The organism is Paenibacillus sp. Y301 (assembly GCF_059445505.1).
Map to the genome: position 1 here is coordinate 346844 of NZ_JCAIUL010000003.1, position 21691 is coordinate 368534.

Annotated in this window: 14 protein-coding genes; 12 read left to right on the plus strand and 2 right to left on the minus strand. The window is 42.7% G+C overall.

The features are described 5' to 3' along the window. Positions 1-205 precede the first annotated feature (205 nt). From AC1D69_RS08065 to AC1D69_RS08115, 11 genes are all read left to right on the plus strand, one after another. Positions 206-4162 (plus strand): DUF5722 domain-containing protein, encoded by a 3957-nt coding sequence (locus AC1D69_RS08065; protein ID WP_495455609.1) that lies wholly within the window; start codon positions 206-208, stop codon positions 4160-4162. 425 nt (positions 4163-4587) lie between these two features. Further along, positions 4588-6303: a hypothetical protein gene (locus AC1D69_RS08070; protein WP_495455610.1), complete on the plus strand. Its 1716-nt coding sequence runs from the start codon at positions 4588-4590 to the stop codon at positions 6301-6303. Between the two features lie 44 nt (positions 6304-6347). Beyond that, complete coding sequence (locus AC1D69_RS08075; protein WP_495455611.1) at positions 6348-8714, plus strand: alpha-L-rhamnosidase-related protein; 2367 nt, start codon at positions 6348-6350, stop codon at positions 8712-8714. Positions 8715-8855: 141 nt separating this feature from the next. After that, positions 8856-9971 (plus strand): GntR family transcriptional regulator, encoded by a 1116-nt coding sequence (locus AC1D69_RS08080; protein ID WP_495455612.1) that lies wholly within the window; start codon positions 8856-8858, stop codon positions 9969-9971. Between the two features lie 258 nt (positions 9972-10229). Then, the gene (locus AC1D69_RS08085) at positions 10230-11897 is read left to right on the plus strand and encodes an ABC transporter substrate-binding protein (RefSeq protein WP_495455613.1); all 1668 of its coding nucleotides are present in this window, start codon (positions 10230-10232) and stop codon (positions 11895-11897) included. A gap of 106 nt (positions 11898-12003) precedes the next feature. Beyond that, entirely contained in the window at positions 12004-13920 is a 1917-nt protein-coding gene (locus tag AC1D69_RS08090) for an outer membrane protein assembly factor BamB family protein (protein ID WP_495455614.1), read from the plus strand. 14 nt (positions 13921-13934) lie between these two features. Further along, positions 13935-14825 carry a carbohydrate ABC transporter permease gene (locus AC1D69_RS08095; RefSeq protein ID WP_495455615.1) on the plus strand — a complete coding sequence of 297 codons (891 nt, stop codon included), beginning with the start codon at positions 13935-13937 and terminating at the stop codon, positions 14823-14825. A gap of 14 nt (positions 14826-14839) precedes the next feature. Further along, entirely contained in the window at positions 14840-16960 is a 2121-nt protein-coding gene (locus tag AC1D69_RS08100; RefSeq protein ID WP_495455616.1) for an alpha-L-rhamnosidase-related protein, read from the plus strand. 23 nt (positions 16961-16983) lie between these two features. Then, positions 16984-17199: a hypothetical protein gene (locus AC1D69_RS08105; RefSeq protein ID WP_495455617.1), complete on the plus strand. Its 216-nt coding sequence runs from the start codon at positions 16984-16986 to the stop codon at positions 17197-17199. Beyond that, the gene (locus tag AC1D69_RS08110; RefSeq protein ID WP_495455618.1) at positions 17171-17704 is read left to right on the plus strand and encodes a GNAT family N-acetyltransferase; all 534 of its coding nucleotides are present in this window, start codon (positions 17171-17173) and stop codon (positions 17702-17704) included. The genes AC1D69_RS08105 and AC1D69_RS08110 overlap by 29 nt, the downstream gene beginning before the upstream one ends. A 51-nt stretch (positions 17705-17755) precedes the next feature. Continuing rightward, positions 17756-18511, plus strand: a complete 756-nt coding sequence (locus AC1D69_RS08115; protein WP_495455619.1) for a class I SAM-dependent methyltransferase — start codon at positions 17756-17758, stop codon at positions 18509-18511. Positions 18512-18525: 14 nt separating this feature from the next. Here the strand turns inward: AC1D69_RS08115 and AC1D69_RS08120 are convergent, their stop codons facing one another. Further along, positions 18526-19281, minus strand: a complete 756-nt coding sequence (locus AC1D69_RS08120; protein WP_495455620.1) for a DeoR/GlpR family DNA-binding transcription regulator — start codon at positions 19279-19281, stop codon at positions 18526-18528. Between the two features lie 237 nt (positions 19282-19518). On the opposite strand from AC1D69_RS08120, the gene rhaD reads away from it, so the two are divergent. Next, the gene (rhaD, locus tag AC1D69_RS08125; RefSeq protein ID WP_495455621.1) at positions 19519-20376 is read left to right on the plus strand and encodes a rhamnulose-1-phosphate aldolase; all 858 of its coding nucleotides are present in this window, start codon (positions 19519-19521) and stop codon (positions 20374-20376) included. Between the two features lie 220 nt (positions 20377-20596). On the opposite strand, the gene AC1D69_RS08130 is transcribed toward rhaD, so the two are convergent. Beyond that, positions 20597-21601: a LacI family DNA-binding transcriptional regulator gene (locus tag AC1D69_RS08130; protein WP_495455622.1), complete on the minus strand. Its 1005-nt coding sequence runs from the start codon at positions 21599-21601 to the stop codon at positions 20597-20599. Between the last annotated feature and the right edge of the window lie 90 nt (positions 21602-21691).

The following is a 21691-nucleotide window of genomic DNA, read 5'->3' on the forward strand; positions in this document are numbered from 1 at the left end:
GGTACTTTATATAACAATGCCATGAGCGGTCTAGATTAGCTCTCTTGGTATTGTTTTTTTGTTTTCTAGCGAAAGAGACAGAAGTTATTTATATAGGTCTAACGTATTAATTAAGTATACTTTTAATTAAAGTATATTGATTTAAGAATACTTTTAAAATATATTATAGGCGAAGTTAAAATAAAATTGATCGAGGAGGTTGTTTATGTCACGTTTGCGTGGAATATCGACTATGGTTGTATTGGTCATGTTGCTTCAGTTATTTCTTGCTGCTGTAGTCTCGGCTGGGGCCTATGATCCTGGGCTTCAGGAATCGGAACATGTTACAACAGGAGAGGATCTATTCCCATCTCTAATCATTAATGATTTCAACACGCAGGTGGATGCATTAGGCTGGAAAGCAGGCACGAATACGAAGGAGCTCAAATTTGTTACGAGCATCCTGAATGGACCTAATGGGCCTTATGAGGGTGCCGGAGCGTTAGAGCAGACTCCGGATAATGTGAAGGTGTATGAATGGCGGACGATTTATCGGGATTTCGATCAGCCGCTCGATCTTACCTCTTATCGTTATTTAGCCTTTGCGGCTAATAGCTGGGGATGGCAGTCTGCTGACTATGTTCTTAAGATCAATTTATATAGCGGTGACGATGTTTTTGAAAGCGTTGCCATGATTCGTCCGGACAGCTGGAAACGAGTGTTCATCAAGCTGGATGAATGGGCTGGACGTAATGCTGTGACGAAGATGGAAATTTCTTTTATGCAAAACTATGACCTTGCTGAAACAGCACCTGGTCAACCAGGCTATGACTACTGGAATGGTCACTTCCAGATCGATTATATTAGCGCTACGAATGCAATTGACTTCAGCTTTAATGCTGAGGGAGAAACGGAAGGCTTTACAGCTTCGACTGGAACGGTGGGAGCAACAGGCGGGGAGCTAGTCTATGAATGGGACGGAGAGGCTCTGCTAGAGTCGCCGGTATTAATGCTTGATACAGCTAAACGCAATGGCATGTCGTTGACTATGACGAATGGTTCAGGCGCCTCGGAGGTTCTCATACAGTGGAGAACGGGGGATGGCATTTGGAGTGAAGACAATATGAAACGTTTCACGATTCCGACGGAAGGAACATTTACCAAGGATTTTAACTTCTCAGATCAGTCAGGCTGGAATGGGCAAATTACAGCATTTCGAATCATACCGCATGCTTCTTCAGGAACCTTAAATGTAGATCAAATACGCTTTAAGCAATTTGCACAGCTGGAGAAGCCTTACGATGGAAAGGCACAAGCACGTATTGAAGGCGGAGGACTGGTGATCGACGGTACGTTGAATCAGGCATTCGTAGAGGCCCATCCTTCGGAACAGCTATACTTGCTTGAATTAGCTACTTATGAGGATGCGAAATTGGTGCTTGGGGCGGAGACACCAATCGCCGAAGCTAATCTTGCACAATCATTCCGGTTTGAAATTGGGTTAACCGATGGTAAACGCAGTCGGCTTTACTCTAAGTTTGTTGTTGTGGCTCGTACAGTCGAGGGTGAATATATAGCCATTGATGCCCCTCACTATGTAACCAATGCAGAGGCGATTGCTGTAAACACAGAGCCATTCCCACAAGCACAGAGCATTAAAGGACTACAGGTACAAATGACTGGAGATGCTCAGGAGCTTGGAATTAGCCACGCAGCACTGAACGTTGCCTATAACGAGCTTATGTATAAAGCTAATAATCATCCTGACAATACGATCGCTTACGAGATCGAGGGTGAGACCTATTATTTCCGCAAGGATAAGATTGAACGAATGGACAACGAGATTAAGAGCATGTCCGATAATGGCATACTCGTATCACTCATCTTGATAATGTATAACTCAAAGGATCCCGAAACAGCGAATGAATATTTAATCCACCCAGATTCGGAGCCAGGTGGTACTGTATATGCCTTGAATACAGCCAATGAGACTGGCGTTAAGTATGTAAAGGCAGCTACCAAATTCATGGCCGAGCGTTATTCTATGGCGAATGAGCAATACGGGCGAGCGGTTAATTACATTGTTGGGAATGAGATTGGACAGAATAAAGTATGGAACAATATGGGTCCCCAAACCGTTGATACCTATGTTCGTGAGTATGCACAGACGCTTCGTCTCGTTGATACGATCGTGAAGTCGGAGTATGCCAATGCGAGAACCTATGTGTCATTGGATCACTTCTGGAATGAGAACCTAGAAGGTGATTCCATGTGGAAGTACGATAACAAGGTCATTGTGGATCGTCTCACCCAGTTGACAGGTGCGGAAGGGGATTTCGCTTGGAATCTCGCATTCCATCCTTATCCAGAAGATCTGTTTAACCCACGGTTCTGGAACGACGCAACGGCAACGAAATCATTTGACACCAAGCGCATTACCTTCAAAAATCTAGAAGTTCTCGTAGATTACATGAAACAGTCTGATTATTTATTTGATGGTGCTATGCGCCGTATTATTTTATCCGAGCAAGGCTTCCACAGCTTGAGTAACTCTGCCGCTGACCAAGAGATTCAGGCAGCAGCTTACGCTTATGCCTATTACAAGGTTAAATTCTTGGATGGCATTGATAATTTTATTCTGCACCGTCACGTTGACCATGGACAGGAAGGGGGCTTGAACCTCGGTCTATGGACGCATACACCAAATTCAGTTATCGTTCCTGATCAACATAAGGCCAGTTATGATGTATTCAAATATATCGATACCAGCCGATCACTTGAGGAGACGGAATTCGCCAAAGCGATCATTGGCATTAATGATTGGAAAGAAGTTATTCCAAATTTTGACCCTTCCAAGCTAAATGATCGGTCTGAGCCTATGTTGACTGGATTGGATTTTATCCGAAAAACAGAGAACAACAGCAATGATGGCAGCTTTGAATCCAGTACAGATGGGTATGAGGCGTCTGATGAAGTCAGCTCAGTTGCCCGTGTTACAGGCGAGGCATTCAAAGGTGCAGGCTTTCTGAAGGCTACAATAAACAGTTCTTTCGGCATAAATTGGGCGGGTATACAGAGGACCTATGAGCAGCCAATCGATGTGAAGAAAACACCGTATTTCACCGCAGCGCTCAAGCTTCCTAATGCGAATCCAGAAAAGGACTACTATGCCAAGTTTATTGTTTATAGCGGCTTTGAAAGTGTAGAGGGAGTGGCTAAGATTGATCCGACTGCTGGCTGGCAGCAGCTAGCGCTTCCTCTTGATAAATGGAAAGGCGCTAAGTCAGTCGACCGGATCAAGATTTGGGTACAAACAGAAGGCGGTGACCCTTGGAAAGGTGAGCTGTACATTGATGAGGCAGCTTTCGCTAAGAAGGTAACGGAGAATAAAGATTACGTCAATCTAGAAGTAACCGCGAACAAGCTGTCCCAGAACCTAGAAGTCGGATCACAGATTTCTGTGATTGTAACGAATAATAGCTCTGACAAGCTTAATAAGAAGCTCAAAGTGGAAACAAGCAAGGTGCTTCAATTTTCTCCAAGTAGTGTTTCATTAGATGGTCTTAAAACAGGACAAAGTAAGACGGTTACGCTGACAGTTACGAAATATATAAAGAAAGAGGGGGAAGAGCCTAAGTTAATGTTGAAGTATGAAGAAAGAAGCTTCCAGTTTCCGCTGCAAGACAAAGATCCTGTAGTTGTACCTAGTGGTATATTGTATAGTTTCGAGGATGGTGTACAGGGTTGGACAGCAGGTGGAAATGTGGCAAGCATTACTGCTGTTCAATCCTTTGCTAATGGACCAACTACTCCCAATGAAGGCAGTTATGCATTAGCGGCTGTATCACAACCAGCTGCTGCAGATGCTTGGAAGACATTGAAGGTAACCGCTGCTACACCGATCGATCTAACTGCTTCGCCTGTATTCTATTATCATATTAATTCTTATGGTGGAGTACCTAACGCGACCTACGAGACAAGAGTAGTGCTCAAAAGCAGGACAGAGGCTTTTACACATACCGAGGCCATGTCACCAGACCAGTGGAATAAAATTGCAGTCGATATCTCAGAGTGGGCACATCACGGTTCGATCGATAATATCGAGATTTCATTCCGCGCAGTAGGTAATGCGATGGCATGGGCCCCGCAATTCCAAATTGATAACATTGGCAGTGAGCAATAAAATAAGTATCAGTGATTCAACTGCTCGTCTGAATGATATATTTACTGCCTACGACCGCATTCGGTTCTTAGACGAAATATTTTTAGGCGCTGATCGGTAATGAAGATTCTGTGAACGAATATAACGACCGAATTTTATATTCATTAATCGTTCTGGCAGTGTGAATACTGCGACAGACAACGAAAGGGACCGCTGTGCCTATATTAGGGCAATCGGTTCCCTTTTTTTGAAAGGAATATCTCGATAATCACACCAGAATTAATTCAGTATATTTAGTTGATATTGAATAGAATTAAGTATATTATCAAAAGTAAAGAATACTTTGTTTTAAAATTTAAGCTTAACAATAGTAACTTTGATCATCAATTGTGGAGCTCTTGTTATATGAAGTGTGTTGGCATCTAATTCGAGGGGAGGCAATTAGGATGTATGATAAAGATGATCTCCATTTAGTCGATCAATGGGGAGGGGTTGACGGGCTTGGAAGAGAGCTGCCATCCAGGGATGAAGCTGGCCCGATACGCCCTGATCGATACGTAGGTCTGTTTTATTTTCTTTGGTTGGGTCAGCATGGGACATTGGGTCCTTATGACAACACCCAGATTATTACTAATTGGCCAGAGGCTGTACATGACCCGGAGCATCCGGCTTGGGGTCCTCCGAGCTCATTTCACTTTTGGGGCGAACCCTTGTATGGCTATTACTTAAATGATGATGCATGGGTACTTCGCAAGCATGTACAAATGCTGACAAGCTCCGGTGTGGACTTTGTTGTGTTTGATACGACAAACCAATCTATTTACAAGGAAGTTTATGATGTTCTGTTCCAGATTATGGACGAAATTCAAGGTCAGGGCTTCAAAGTGCCTCAATTTGTTTTCTACACGAACACGGAATCGGGCAAGACCGTCTTGGACATTTATGAGGATATCTATAAGACTGGTCGTTATGAGCACTTATGGTTTCGATGGAAAGGAAAGCCTCTAATCATTGGTAATCCCGATGAATGTAATGAAGAGCAACAGCAATTCTTCACATTCCGACTGAATCAATGGCCTAATGAAGATGGAAAGACGAATGGGTTCCCTTGGATTGAGTTTCAACGTCCGCAGCGTGTTTTTTATAACGATGAAGGTCAGAAGGAAATCATTAATGTCTCTGTTGCACAGCATCCGAGCATTGCCATGAGCGATACGCCCTTTTACGGGTATGGTGATAATTGGGGGAGAGACTATTATGAAGGAATGGAGCCAGTGGAAGCTGGCGCATCATTGGATACAATAAATCAGGGGATGAATATCGCAGAGCAGTGGGAATTCGCGCTTAAGGAAGATCCACAGATTGTATTCGTTACAGGGTGGAATGAATGGATCGCTATGCGGTTACCGGGAACTAAGGAGCGTCCCGTGTTGTTCGTAGATCAGGCGACGTTGAACTTTAGCAGAGACATCGAGCCCATGAAGGGCGGGTATGGGGATCATTACTACATGCAATTAATCAGTTATATTCGTCGTTTTAAGGGGATGTCGGAGCAATGCGGCGGCAGTTTCCAATTGGAAAAGCCAATCTTGATGGCTCCTGATTTCAGCGAATGGCAGCAAATTATTCAGCAGTACAGAGATTTTGCTGGAGATACAGATGATCGCGATCATCCTGGTTATGGAGATCTTCATTATACGAATAATACAGGAAGAAATGATTTTGTTACGCTAAAGGTGGCACATACCGATGAAAGTATTTACTTTTATGCACAAACGAAGGCAACCATAACACCTTATACAGACCGCCACTGGATGATGCTACTTATTCGTGTTAGAACGGAGAGCGACAAGGGATGGGAAGGCTATCAATATATCATTAATAGGAACGTTATTAGTGAATCAACAACATGCTTGGAGAGAAGTACAGGCGGTTGGAATTGGCAACCAATAGGAGAAGTGCGATACGCCTTCAAAGGGAATGAGCTGCATCTAGAGCTTCCGCTTATTTTATTGGGAATGGATGAGACGACCGAGGGAATTTGGTTAGAGTTCAAGTGGGTAGATCATATTCAGAATGAAGGTGAAATTACAGATTTCTTTCAGTATGGCGATGCAGCACCTGAAGGAAGATTGAACTATATATATAAATTTGTGAAATAAACAAAGAGTACTAACCTTAATGGTTAATTTATGGGAGGAACGTCATGATACAGGAAAGCTGGCAGGCGGAGTGGATATGGGCAGCAGGAACCGCTCATGATAACAATGTTTATGTGGAAGCTCGTAAAATCTTTACTGTAGACAAGGCAGCCGACCAAGCGAAGCTAAGAGTTTCGGCCAATCAGTCTTATAAGCTATATGTGAATGGTGTTGAGATTGGAAGGGGGCCGACTCCGGCGGATCTTTCCTGGATTTCATTCGATATGTATGACGTATCCAATTATCTGCGAGAGGGGAGCAATGTCATAGCTATTCTCGCATATAACTTCGGCAAGGATATGATTGTAACGGGGCAATTGCAAGGACCTGGCGGTGTGATTTGTCAGTTGGATTTATATGATGAGGGTGTGGAGGCTGGCAGCAGCATTCGGACAATTGCGAGTGGTTCGGACTGGAAATGCAGACGTTCACCACGCTGGAAACCGGAAGTAAGTCGTCTCCATTACTGGGGGGGGTATCGCGAAATAATGGATCTCTCCCAAGAGGATGGATGGGAACAATCGGATTATGAGGATAGTTCATGGCCAATGGCTGCTGTAATTGCAGAAGCTGAGCAAGCCGATTCTCCATGGCCGAGGCTGTTGCCGCGAGAAATTCCTTTCCTTAAGGAGACGCTTGTTTCACCTGTTTCCGTTGTGTCCTCTGAGCCTTTTACGGGGGCGATAAGCTCACCGGAGGCGCCGCTGTCATTAGCTGGGGCAGTCATGATCGATGCGTCTGTACCGGGTTCTTTCCCGCAAATTACTTATGACTTTGGAACTGAGGTTGTAGGTTATCCGGAACTGGAAGTGTTCGCAGAAGAAGGCGGTGTTTTACAATTATTTTATGGGGAATCGCTGGAAGTTGCGCTAATGGACACTTACCTTCTTCGGAAGGGGACTAATCGGCTGTCTCCATTCGGGAGGCGGGCATTCCGTTATATGAAAGTGTCGGTTATGGCTACACCTGTCCCGATTGAAGTAAGAAGCCTGCAGGTTCGATTCGTTCATTATCCGTTCGTTGATGGAGGGAAATTCCGTTGCAGTGATGAACGACTGAATCAAATTTGGGAGACGGGTCGTTATACGACAATCGTCAACAGCCAGAACCATTTTGAAGATTGCCCGCACCGTGAGGGAGCGTTATGGATAGCGGATTCGGTGGTCATGGCCAAGGTAGTCTATCAAACCTTCGATGATCCAGCGCTCATTCGCAAGTCCTTACTGCAAGCAGCACGAATTCAAAATGAAGACGGTTCTATACCGGGTACGGGTCCGCAGCATAATTCATTCCTATTGCCTGATTTCTGTGCACATTGGCTCTTTGGAGTATGGGAGTATTACACATATACGAAAGATACAAGTTTTCTGCATGAGATATGGCCGTATGTGAATCGGCTTACTGATTGGTTTACTGATCAGGAGGATGCATCGGGATTGTTCGCAAGTGCGGATCGTGAAGGTTGGTGGTGTTTCATTGACTGGTCAGATGATATTGAACGGGCAGATCGTGTGACAGCTATTTCTTGCTTCTATTATAAGTTTCTGATTACATCAGCATTAATGGCTGAAGAGATGGGTGAAAGCGAGGCTGGAACAGCTATCAGGGAAAAAGCGATCGCCCTGCGTGAAGCCGTTCGCAATCTGCTTCGAGTACCAGATACAACAATCTATGCGGACTGTCTTACTCACGAAGGTTTATCTACAAGTGTGACTGCACAGACCAATTTCGCTGCAGCGTGGTCGGGCATCATGGATGAGATAGAAGTGAAGGCCTTTGTTAGGGACTATTACTTACCGGGAAGATTGCCTCAGATTCGCGGAGCATTCTTCTACCATATCGTATTGGAGACGTTATTCCGTTACGGATTCGTGGAATCGGCCATTACTCAAATTCGTGACTATTGGGGGTCCATGTTGGATAGAGGGGCTACAACCTGGTGGGAAACATTCGACCCATTCCTTCCATTCGTTACAACACCCAGCACTTATTTAGGCCATACACCTACCTATTTGCAAGACTCCATTCCTGTTAGTCTATGTCATGGATGGGGAGCATCACCTACGTATTTATTAAGTGAGCAATTGCTTGGTGTTGATGTAACTGAGCTTGGTATTGGATCTGTTGTTCTGCATCCGAAAGCCGTAACAGGTATTGAATGGGTGGAAGGAAATATTCCAACTCGAAAAGGTGATATACAGGCTGAGTGGAACCTTGATAAGGACGGCGTGATCAATTACGCGGCAACCTTGCCGAAGGGAATCTCATGGACAGCAATTGGACTAGAGGAATTATCAGTTGTAACGAATGAAGAGAGAGTTCGGGTTACTGGTATGATAGCTACAATTGACCGAGTGGATTGCTTGAATTAAATACGCATATGAATGGGGCCAAAATGTGTCCATAATTACAAAGGCAGTGCCTGACCGCATAGGTCTAGCATTGCTTTTACCTTGCGAAAACGCTTATATATAAAGTATACTTAACTCAATTAAGTTAGGAGTGATAGTTTGATGGGTATCGACAAGACGGACAAGACTCCGATGTATCAATATATAATGAATGACATTAAACACAAGATTAGTACAGGAGAGTTTAAGCCAAATGATCCCCTTCCGACTCAAATTGAGTTAGCGAAGGAGTATAATACGAGTGAAATTACTTCCCGAAGGGCATTATCCGACCTTGTGCAGGAAGGTTATGTTTACCGGGTTCGGGGCAAGGGGAGCTTCGTCAGTGAGAACCTAACTTCCGCTGGTATGCAGAAGATCCGTACGATTTATTTCGCTCATCGCAACTATGAAGTGAACACATTTAACCATCCGTTCTTTACAGATATGTTTGAAGGGATCAAGCAAATATGTGATGAGAATGAGATCGAGTTCTATATATGGGATATCGGTGAAAATTACGAACTTCCGGATGATCCCCATGCCGGTATTATTTTGTTGACTATGAGTAACGGGTTTGATTTGACACGACTTACAGCCTGGCAGGCAGAGAATAGGCGTATTTTAACAGTTCACTTCTATTATCCGCATTTGGGTATACCTTATGTCATCGTGGATAACCTTACTGGAGGGTACCTGGCTACTCAGCATTTGTTGTCGCTTGGACACAAGAGAATTGGCGTTATATTGACCGGCAGCTCTATAGTGGATTTAAACCAAGAGTTCTCTCTAAGGCTACAGGGTTATCGTCTTGCCTTGTCACAGCATCAGTTGCCATTCGATTCTGATCTTATCGCTGTTATGGCTGGAGATGATGAGCGAGTATTGATGGGAGAAGAAGGTTTCAGAGCGTTAATGGCGCTTCCGGATCCACCTACAGCTGTATTTGCCACAAGTGATTATAAAGCGATTGGCGCCATGAATGGCGCAAGAAGTTTAGGTATGAAAATTCCTGAAGAAATTAGTATTATAGGCTTTGATGATGTGAAGACGAGTGAGTATTCTTACCCAAGACTTTCGACTATTAACCAGAATACAAGAAAGCTAGGTGAACGTGCCACAGAGATTCTCTTGTTCGATCTTAAGGATGGCGAGAATCGATTGGTGAAGGATGAGATTGTTCCCACACTCGTGTTGAGAGACAGCACAGCTCCTCCGATTTTTACCAATCACAAATAGGTAAGTGAAATAGCGAATAAGCTCCCTAATATATGGGAGATTTTTTTTTTGAATAAAATAATGAGGGATTAAATGATCCCAAAGGATACATTTATTACTAAAAAAGATGTTGCAAAAACCCTCTTATAATAGTATACTTTGTATTAAAAAGTATACGAATTAGATAGATCTATACTTTGCGAAGGAGAGACGCATTTTTTTTGAGTTATAATGGAAGCGCTTAACTTTCGAAAAATATGAGGGCAAGGGGAGACTAACATGATCAAAAGAAAAGGATTTTCCATTCTCTTGAGCATCGTAATGCTGCTGTCCATATTGACGGCTTGCGCCAAAGATGATTCATCAGGGAAAAACGGTGGGAACAATGCCGCTGTGACCAAAGCGCCAGCCGACACAGAAACACCGGCAGGTACCGAAGCGCTAGCCTCCGCGCTGACTGGTAACATTAACATTTCCTTAATGAATGCTTCTTCCTCAGTCTGGAATGCGGTTGCTAATGCTTATATGGTAAAGAATCCAGGTGTCAAAGTAAATGTGGATAATAAACCACCTGAAGGTTACAAAGAATGGTTAACGGCACAATTCGCAGCAGGCGAACCAAGTGTGGACATTGTGAATAATAACGAAGTAGGCGGATTGGTGAATGACGGTAAATTTGCGAATTACTATCCATACTTTGATAAAACGAACAATTACACAGGTAAACCTTGGAGTGAAAGTTTTGATCTCAAAGCAATGGGCATTAACTTGGAAGGAGTAAGCACAGAGGATACTCTCTTCAACCTTAACTTCGAATCTGTACAAATTGTATGGATATACAATAAAGAGATCTTCCAAAAGGTAGGCATTACTGAACCGCCTAAAACGTTCAATGAGTTAATTGATGCCTTCAAAAAAGCAGAAGAAGCGGGATACACACCGCTAGCTCTTGCGGGCGATGCCAAATCGATGTGGAGCGGTCAAGCAGGCTGGTTGGTTCGTATCTATGCTGACCAATATTTGCGAGATTATATTAATGTAACTCGTTCTCAGGAACAAGACTACTCATTCGTGCCTGGTATAGATGACACATATAAGTATGATTTAACTGATCCTTTTAATGATTCAAACAGCAATGTAACGAAAAACGAAATGAGACTGTGGAAAGCGATAAAAGATAAAGAGGGTCCTTTCAAAATCGCTGGAAATCCGCAATGGAAAGCTTATGCAGATAACTTAAAAACACTGTTTAGCTATGTTCCTGAAGGCTTCTTCGGTGTGAAAGAGGAGCAAGCTTATAACCTCTTCTTAACTGGAAAGGCGGCAACAATGGTAGGTACGCCAGGCTCATACTGGCAATTGCCTAAAGACTTTGCTGATGAGGCGAAAACGGGTGCGAAAGGCGGCGTGAAGCCGTTTGAATATGGATTCTTCAATATGCCATCCATGGAAGGCCCAGAGGTAATGGCGCCTGCTCGTACCATTCAAATTCCTGTTGGCTTCTACGGTATCGTGAATAAGGATGCGAAACAAAATGAGTTGAATATGGACTTTATGATGTATATGACTAGTCCTGAAGGTTATCTTGTATATGCTGAGGCTACTCAGAATAGTACTGATGCCGCTCTGTCTGGTGCACCAGCCCTTAAGGACATTGTGCTTCCTGATGAAATGAAATCTGCGTTCGCTGACTTTGAGCCGATCGGTAATACCGAGGGTTATAGCAGTGCAGCTAACAATCTTGCTCGCGGAATGTGGGATCATCAACCTTCCATTCAAGATTGGGTAGGATTGGTGCAACGTTACTTTGCTGGCAAAGTAACAACTGATCAATACTTGGAGCAGCTCCAAGCTAATATTGATAAGTATTTGGAGCCTGCTATGAATGAAATGAAACGAGAATTGTCCGACATAGAAAATCCAGAACGCAGACCTCCAGAACGTTAATGCGCTAGCTTCAATCTGCACAGGCGACTAGTCTGTGCAGATTGAGCATTAATGATAGGAGAATGGTATTCTCCGTCACTAGGACGGAAAGAAAGGGAGGACCATCATGAGAAAAAGTGCATGGATGTTTTTAGCGTTACTACTGCTGCTAGGCGTTTTCCCGCAGGCTGCTTTGGCTAAAGACAATTGGTCCATCGAAGGGGCTGGAAATATTACCTCCATATCTGTTGCGGAGGATGGCAAGCGTCTGGCAATTGGTACGCATAGTAATCAAGCTTTTATGTATGACGCAGATGGAACCCAACTATTTGAAGTGAAAACAGGAAATGTAGTCACAGGAGTTGAACTGCTTACTAACGGAAGTTTATTTATATCTTCAGACGACCGCCATCTATACTCCTATGACCAAGACGGTGTTCAACTGTGGGATATCGATATGAAGAAACAAATCAAGAGCATTTCTGCATCACAAGACGGTACTGTTTTTGCTATGGTTGCCCAGCGTTCTGATCAGCTGCTGTTCATCGATGCAGCTACGGGTGAACAGAATGATGCAGTTAAAATTGGAACGACAATGAAATATGTCAAGGTATCTCCTAACGGGAAATGGATTGCCGTTGCTGCAACGGATCAATATGCTTACCTCATTAATGAGAATAAAGAAATTGTTTATAAAGCAGCTGCAAGTGACCAAATTCAAGGTATTGCCGTGTCGGACGAGGGCGTTATGGCCATCGGAACGAAATCGAGTACGGTAGAATTATTTAATCAAGAGGGAAAAGCGAGCGGTATCATACAAACGAGGGATATCGTTACAGATGTAAGCTTTTCTAGAAATGGAGCGAGTGTCGGTGCTTCGGATCTATCTGGTTACTTCTATATCTTTGATCATAATGGCAAGAAGCTATGGGAAAGCAAAGTAAGTGTCGAGGGTCGTCAAGTTGAATTTGACAATGAAGGCAAGAATTTATATACAGGTGCGGGCAAAGGTGCTATTTACAAGTTCGATGTAGGAAGCGTGGTTGAAGCAGCTAAAGGCAAGGCAAGGATGACCATGATTTTGTGGGCTGTTGGGTCACTTATCGTATTTGCTGGCTTGTTCGCTCTATTCTTATCTATGAAGAAAAGAAATCGTCTAGGTGTCTTTCGTTCCATCTGGCGCTCCAAATGGGTGTATCTCGGTCTTGCACCGACGTTTCTTCTCCTATTCGTCTTTCAATATTATCCAGCATTCTCAGGACTGATTCATTCCTTCTATGACTGGCAACCGGGCGGAAGGACAACCTTCATCGGCTTAGACAACTTCGTGCGAATGATTCATGATCCGTACGTAACCAAAGGAATGGGAAATCTATTACTGCTCATCGTAACGGGATTAATTAAAACGCTAATTCCTCCACTGATAGTTGCGGAGTTAGTCTATCATTTGCGGAGCAAGAAGCTGCAGTACGGCTTCCGTACCGCATTTACGGCATCGATGGTTATACCAGGTGTTGCGATGCTATTGATTTGGCAAAATTTCTATGATCCTAACGTTGGCTTATTCAACAATCTACTGGAAGTCATTGGACTAGGCTCATGGGCGCATGGTTGGCTCGGAGATCCGAACACCGCATTATGGGCCATTATCTTTATGGGCTTTCCGTTTATAGGTATCCTTCAGTTACTTGTTTTCTATGCAGGCCTACTATCTATCTCAGGGGAGCTAATTGAAGCAGCTAAGATTGACGGAGCAGGCTTGCCGCGGATTATTCGGTCAATTCATTTGCCGCTTCTTGCGGGTCAGTTCAAGTTTTTGCTCATCTTAGCACTGATTGGCATCATTCAAGACTTTAACGGCATTCTGATTGTCACGGGAGGAGGTCCTATGGATTCCACTTATGTACCTGCCTTGCAAATGTACTATGCCGCTACTAAATTCAATGACCTTGGCTATGCATCAGCACTTGGTGTAAGTATGTTCATGGTTGTCCTGGTCATTACTATCATCAACATGAAATTTATTAAAACATCGAATGATTAAGGGGGGACATAACCATGATCACCAGTCGGGATGTGAAGTCATTGAAGGTCGGAGCCAAAGTTAAAAACAAGAATCTATTCAAAGGGAACATGATCATCAATCAAATTATCATCTTCATAATGCTGGGGCTGCTGGTTGTCCTGATGCTAGTTCCAATTCTGTTCATGGTAGTCAGCTCGCTGAAGAGCAATGCTCAAATTCTAGGGAACTTCTGGGGACTGCCTTCGCCAGCCAAATGGGGAAATTATAGTGAAGCTTTCAACAGCATTTGGCATTATATTATTAATACATTGGTTTATGCGATAGCTGCAAGCTTTCTAGTTATGATTCTATCCGCTATATCCGGTTATATTTTTGCCAAGAAAGAGTTTCCCGGCAAAGAGATGCTGTTTCTTATGATGCTGGCCATTATGATGATTCCAGGCATTCTAACCTTGATTCCTTCTTATGTACTGTATGAGAGTATGAATCTGACGAACACGCCGTGGGTTATTATTATTGCTGCTGCTGCCGGAGGCCAAGTGTTCGGTACGTTTCTATGCCGGAGCTATATGTCCGGGCTGCCAAGCGAATTGTTTGAAGCGGCACGTATTGATGGGGCGTCTGAAATACGTGTTTTCTTTCAGATCGTCATACCGCTTTCTCTGCCCATCTTGGTTACCTTATTCATTATGCAGTCTGTAGGTGTGTACAACGACTATATTTGGCCGTTACTCACGATTCAAGACAGCGGTATTCAAGTTATTTCGGTAGGATTGACACAATTCACGAAGCAATTCGGCATTACCGATGTGGGCACTAAATTCGCAGCCTATGGCATCTCTTCGATACCGCTTATTCTGATCTTCTCCTTCGGGATGAAATATTATATTCAAGGCATGACACAGGGCGCTTTGAAAATGTAAAGGTGGAATAATCAATGCTAGATAAACTACAGATGCTCCCTCAATGGATATGGCATGGTGATCGTGAGAAGACAAGCAAGGTAAAATTAGTGAAAACCTTCGTTCTTGAATCCGCTGCAGACCATATAGAGTTTCGAATTGCTCTGACCGGTGCAGTTGAGGTGGAATTGGATGGCAACATCGTTGGTGTAATGGAAGAAAGTGCAGCTAATATTTGCGCTTTTCATCGGATCGTATCCTTCCCGATGAGTCTTGAGGCTGGTGAGCATACACTTCGGCTACGAATTATATGTAAGAACATCATTCCAGTAGTGCCGATCAATATTCATCTTCAGGGACGACAAGTGGGCTGTATCGCTTATTTGAAGGCAGACCATTATTGGCTGTGCACAGACGAATCATGGCTTGCAAATGGTGAACATTCAGCTAGCATCTGCTTACTCGGCGAGGAGCCTTACGGTGATTTGGAAGAAGGACCCGAATGGTTCGTAGCAGGAGGATTTAGAGATATTGTTACCTCTCCATTAGACTGTGTTTCTCTATTGTCAGTTAATGAGGCAGAGGCACAGTTGCTTAACAACCAAGTTCTGCTCAGTGGAAGTGGGAAAGGAAATATTCTTATTCCGGCGCCTATTCGCAATGAATTTCATATTTTCTATCATGTTCGGAAGCAAACGGAATGGCGTGATAGAAACACTTTTATCCGTGAGATGAACTTTTCGGGTATGCCTCTTTGTGTGTTGGATTTGGACAAAGAATACAATATGCGTTTTCACCTCAAGAATCGTTCTATTACATCACTTACAATTGTATGGAATGGTGCAGAATCGCTGCAGGAGCTTGAACGGTATGAAGGATTAATTACAGAAACCATTGAGCTTGAAGCAGGCGGAGTTCATACTACCCTTCCGCAGGGTTTTCGTTATTTCCGTATGTATGTGCTGGCGAATGAAGGATGTCCATTTGAATTAGAGTGGCAAGGGGAAGAAGTGGGAGTAGCGCTAAATCAAAAGGGTTCGCTTCGGACAGATTCAGCGCTTCTTAAACAAATATTCGATATCTCTTTGCATACGAATCGGGTATGTCATCAGATTGGATTATGGGATGGGATTAAGCGAGATCGATTGAACTGGACCTATGACTTTTATCTAGCTGCCAAAGCCGATTATGTATTATGGGATGATCTTGCTGTTCTTCGCCGTTCTATTGTGGAACTTGGGCAAGGGACACCAGACGGTTATTGGATGAATGCGATTCCTTCCTATACGTTGTGGTGGTTGAATAATGTATGGGAGTACTATTTGCACACTGGCGATAAGGAGTTTGTATTGTCTATTAAGCATGATATCGTAAGACACTGCAGGCTAGTGGAGAGCAATATTGATCCTAATACTCATGAATTGCTCAATGTTACACCCACGCTGATGGAATGGGTGCCGATGGAGCCGGAAGAAGGGGTTCTAGGTATGCAGGCTTTATTCCGTATAACAGGGGATAATCTTCGCAAGTTGAAAAGCTTTGTACCAGAGCTGACAGAATTAAACGATTGGAGTCATACGCAGATTGAAGAGGAGAGCTTCCTTTCTGGTAAACAGCTGATTACGAAGCTAATTGGTATCATGGCAGGGTATGTCTCGACTGATGAAGGTGAGGCATTCCTGCGCTCTTATCAAATACAGGATCCGATAACACCGCTGTCCGCTTATTGGTTGGCAGAATGCTGTTCAGAATTTGGGCTACAGGAAAAGGCTTGGGAAGCTATATCAACAGTGTGGGGTAAAATGCTGGAGGAAGGTGCGACCACCTGTTGGGAGAGCGTAACGCTTAAACATGAGAGAGACTTTCATGATGCTTTAACAACCTATACCGCCTACAATTCATTTCGAATGAGTCTCTGTCATAGCTGGGCTAGTACTCCTGTTCATTGGATATTATCGCGGGTGCTGGGCATTACACCTCTGGAACCAGGCTATCAGAGTATCTCTTTCCGTCCACAGAAATTGACCGGGATTGGGACCTGCATGGGCAGCATTCCAACACCTTTGGGTCCAATAGAAACAGGCTGGGAAGAGGGGCATTCGGAACCGCATATTTTACGGCTTCCGGAAGGAATTAAGTTGGCAGTAGAAGCATAGGGAAATATGATTGAGGACTAAAAATGGGTCACACAAGCAGTTACTTAGCTGGAGCTGGAGAGGCAGTGCTCGCTTTGCACAGAAATAATGATGAATATGAAAAAAATAGCAGTGCAGGGAGTATCAAATCTGATAAAATACCCAGTACCATCAATCCACCAGATCTGTCGATTATTCGAAAGTTTTTTCTGAAAGAGAGGGGTAGAACAAATGAAGATAAGATTGGCAACGCTATGTGATGCAGAAGGAATAGCTCAAGTTAGTGTGAATAGCTGGAGAACTACATATAAGGGTATGATATCAGATGCTTTTTTAAATCAATTATCAGTGGAAAAACGTAAAGAAAACTGGGAGTCGGCACTCCATCATTTACAAGAGAATGATGCTACATATGTTGCGGAAGAGCATGGGACAATACGTGGTTTTATTAAGGGTGGAACGTGTAGAGAAGCAGATATAGCATATGATGCAGAAGTGTACGCTATATATTTACTTGAGGAAGAGCAGGGGAAGGGTTATGGTACATTACTTTTTAATCGATTGGTTGAAACATTAAAGTCCAATAAGCTAAATTCTTTAATGGTCTGGGTACTTGAAAGAAATCCATCTATTGATTTTTATAAGAGACTTGGAGGGCAGTATATAACGAAGAAAGAGATCAAAATAGGAGGTAATATCGTAACTGAAGTTGCGTTAGGGTGGAATGATCTTAGCTTTTTTGGACATAAGCCAAATGAAGAATGAAAATAAATAGGAATTAACTGTTTCTAGAGTCCATGATAAGGAGCGTAATTCATGAATCAAATGACCCGTGAAAAAGTAATGCAATATGCGAAGTATCGATGGCCTTATTCGACAGACGCCTGCCAATTTATCATAGAGACAGCGAATGTTAGCCAAGGCGTTGTTGCGGATGTGGGTGCAGGAACTGGACTTTTGACGCAACATTTCGTTGGTAAAGTAAAGAAGGTATTTGCAATAGAACCGGAGTTGGAAATGCGTAACTTTGCACATGACTTCATTGGAGATCGACAGGATATTGATTACATAGATGGCGTAGCTGAGAATACAACACTTGAAAGTCATTCGGTAGATTTAATTATAGCTGCCAATTCATATCATAGATTTCAACCAGAGCGTACCCTTAATGAGTTTAGAAGAATTCTGAAACCAAACGGAATGTTAGCTATTTTCTCATATCACGATGAGCATAACTTTGTACGAGATACACTGCGGGTATGTAACAATGAACACTACAATCAGCGATTAACTGCAACAAGGCATGAGGAACCCGTTCAATATTTCTATGGAGATGCTATACCTAGTAGATATTTGTTCACACAAGAGCAGAGTGAGACTTGGGATGATTACTGGGGAGCCATTGGGGCAGGGATGGAATCCCCAGATGAAAGCGAAGAGTGGTTCGTCACTTTTCAAGAAGCCCATAGACAACGTTTTAACGATATGGCCACAAGTGGATTAATTACAGTGAAGTACAGTACTGAAGTATGGTTAGGTCAACCGAAATATAGCAAAAAGACTAATGTTTGAACTGTTTCCCATGTTTAATAGATCACTTCAATATTAAGCTTCACAAGTCTTTCTAACCATGAATCCGATGGTTTCTGATTAGTCACTACATGGTGAATAACATTGAGATTAGCCAATTTAACAAAAGCAATTTTATCAAACTTCGTATGATCAGCTAACAGAATGACTTTGTTAGCTTGTTTGAGCATCATCTTTTTTAACTCACATTCGGGTTCGTTGGAATCCATAATGCCCTTGTCGAGAGAGAGGCCCTTACAACCGATAATAGCTGTATCCACGTTATATTTCTGTACGGTTTCTAGAGATATCGGACCTACTAATGAAAGCGAGCGGTATCGAAGAGACCCTCCGGTAGAAATAATATTTAAGTTGGAATTAGCAAACTCAGAAAGTATGTTAATCGAATTCGTGATCATGGTGAGATTACTTTTGTTATTTAATGTCTTTACAAACTCAAATACAGTTGAACTAGGATCAACCATTAAGGTATCGCCATCGCGAATTAAGGAGAGTGCTTTTAAGGCGATATCTCGCTTCATATCCATATTTATAGAATTTCTAGTTGAATAAGGCAGGTCCTCGTTTGTATGTCGATTGAGCATAGCCCCACCATAAGTACGACTGACAATGCCCTCTTTCTCCAGCTTTTCTAAATCACGACGAATCGTTTCTTCGGTAACATCAAACATTTTGCTTAAATCCGCCACTAACACCGTCTTATCTTGATGAATGAGATCGATGGTTTTTTGTCTTCGTTCAGCTGCTAACAATAGGATCAGACCTTTCCGTCGATGAATAATACTTTATACAAAAATGACAACACCCATATTGTAGCAATTTGGAGTGAAGAACGATACCCTATGCAACGTGTTGTCATTGAAAATACATAAAACAAACAAAAACAACATTTATTATTTTGATTTAGTTGACAATAAAGATTTTCGGACATAGGATATAAATATAAGCAACGATATTCCATAAATAGGATATTGAAGGAGAGTGCTAATATGACTATAGCGTTCAAGGGCGAGAGAGTAATACAGAGTTATGTATCTTCCATGGAAGTGCCTTTTATACGGGAAATGGCTGATATTACTTTTCATATGTGGAATTTGGGTTGGGATGAACGTAACGGAGGAAATATCAGTTATATACTGGAGGAATCCGAAGTTAGTAAGTATATAGATACACAAAAAGTCATCAGGACACTTGATCTGACCTTTCCAGTGGTGCCATTAGCAGGTAAGTATTTTATCGTGACAGGTTCAGGTAAGTATTTCAAGAATGTGATCTCTGACCCTGAGTCTAATCTTGGTGTTATCCGCGTGTCTTTGACGGGTGATTCTATTGATATTCTCTGGGGATTAAGTCAGGGTGCGGTTCCAACAAGTGAACTTGCCTCTCATTTCATGAGTCATATAGAGAGATTACAAGTGGATCCTACACATCGCATTGTTATGCATACGCACTCTACAAACACATTAGCGATGACCTTTATTCATGATCTGGACGAATTAAAATTTACACGGACTTTGTGGGAAATGTGTACGGAATGTATTGTTGTTTTTCCTGATGGCGTAAGTGTTATTCCTTGGATGTTACCAGGAAGTAATGATATTGGGCGAGAAACGGCGAAGAAGATGAAGGATCATCGAGTTGTGATTTGGCCACAGCATGGGATCTTTGGTACGGGTTCGACGATGGATGAGACATTTGGGTTAATAGAGACCGTTGAGAAAGCTGCACAGATTTATATGTTAGTTGCACATCATGAGATTAAACAACGGATTACAGAGCAACAATTAATTGATCTAGCAAAAGCGTTCGGCGTGACGCCGGTTCCAGGTATTCTCCAGGGGGGTTGACTAGACTAGCTATGTTTCTATTAATGAACGGATACTTACGTAAGAACTACGTAGGATATCCGTTCTTTTTTTAAAATATAAGAATTTATAAGTATTTCTGCTTATACATAGGATTATATTTCAACGCTAAACGTTTCATCGTCGCTAAAGGACGGCGAAGCCGTTTATGCTTGTATGATGAACTATCGTACCTTGTTTCATGTTATTCAAAGGCAATCTCTCATGTAGCTGGTGAAGAAGTAGAGGAACGTATGACTAACTCGGGTTCAAGATGATTAGACGGAATAGGACCTTTGCTATCAATCATCTCAAGTAAGGTTTGGACGGTTGTATTTACGATTTCAGTTAGTGCTACACCAACAGCCGTCATAGGTATCTCAAGGTCCTCCATCTGCTGGATATTATCATAACTAACAATAGATAAATCTGCTGGAATCTGTAATGTTAACTCATTAACTGCTCGCACGACCCCTCTTGTAAGATCATAACTCCCGCTAATGATGGCTGTAGGTCTCTGTTCGGACGAGCGGAGTAATTGTTTGGCTGTCATATAACCTTCATGTGTATCCAGACTATGAATAGGTAGGATTGATTCACTCGTGATGGGTAAATGATGCTCATGCATCCGTTCAGTGAAAGCAACGACTTTCTCGTATTGCAAAGGATCGTTCGTCATGACATGACCTATGTAGGCGATTCGTTGGTGCCCGAGTTCAACAAGATGATCAACGGCCAGTTCAATGGCTTTGCTACGAATAGCATCAATCGTTGTATAGGGTGTCAGCCCATCAATCCCATAATAAAGGATGGGAATATGATGTGAACTTGGAAAATCCGTGTCCTCTCCACTCTCACGTCTCTCTTGGTCATGGAATACAAGAATGGCATCACATTGTAGACGGATAAAGGTCTCGATCGCCATAGGAGTATCATTGATGGATAATAATGTCGTGTAAGAGTGTTTGGCTAGTTCATGATTGATTCTTGTAATTAAGGCAGAGGGTGCGACTCGTTCCACAGATGGCCAGACGACACCAATAATCCAACTTTTATTCGAAACAAGTCTTTGGGCTGCTATATTGGGTTGATAACCTAATTCTTTGGCAATCTCTAGTATTTTATGTTTGGTTACATCTTGTACAAGGGGGCTATCCCGGAGCGCTTTACTTACTGTAGAAAAACTTACACCTGCACGTTCAGCTATATCTTTAATCGTGATAGACACTCTAAATCCCTCCCAATTAACAACGTTGTTATTATAGCATAGAGAAACCAAAACGATAAGTGATTTACTTCAATTAAAGTGGTAGACAGT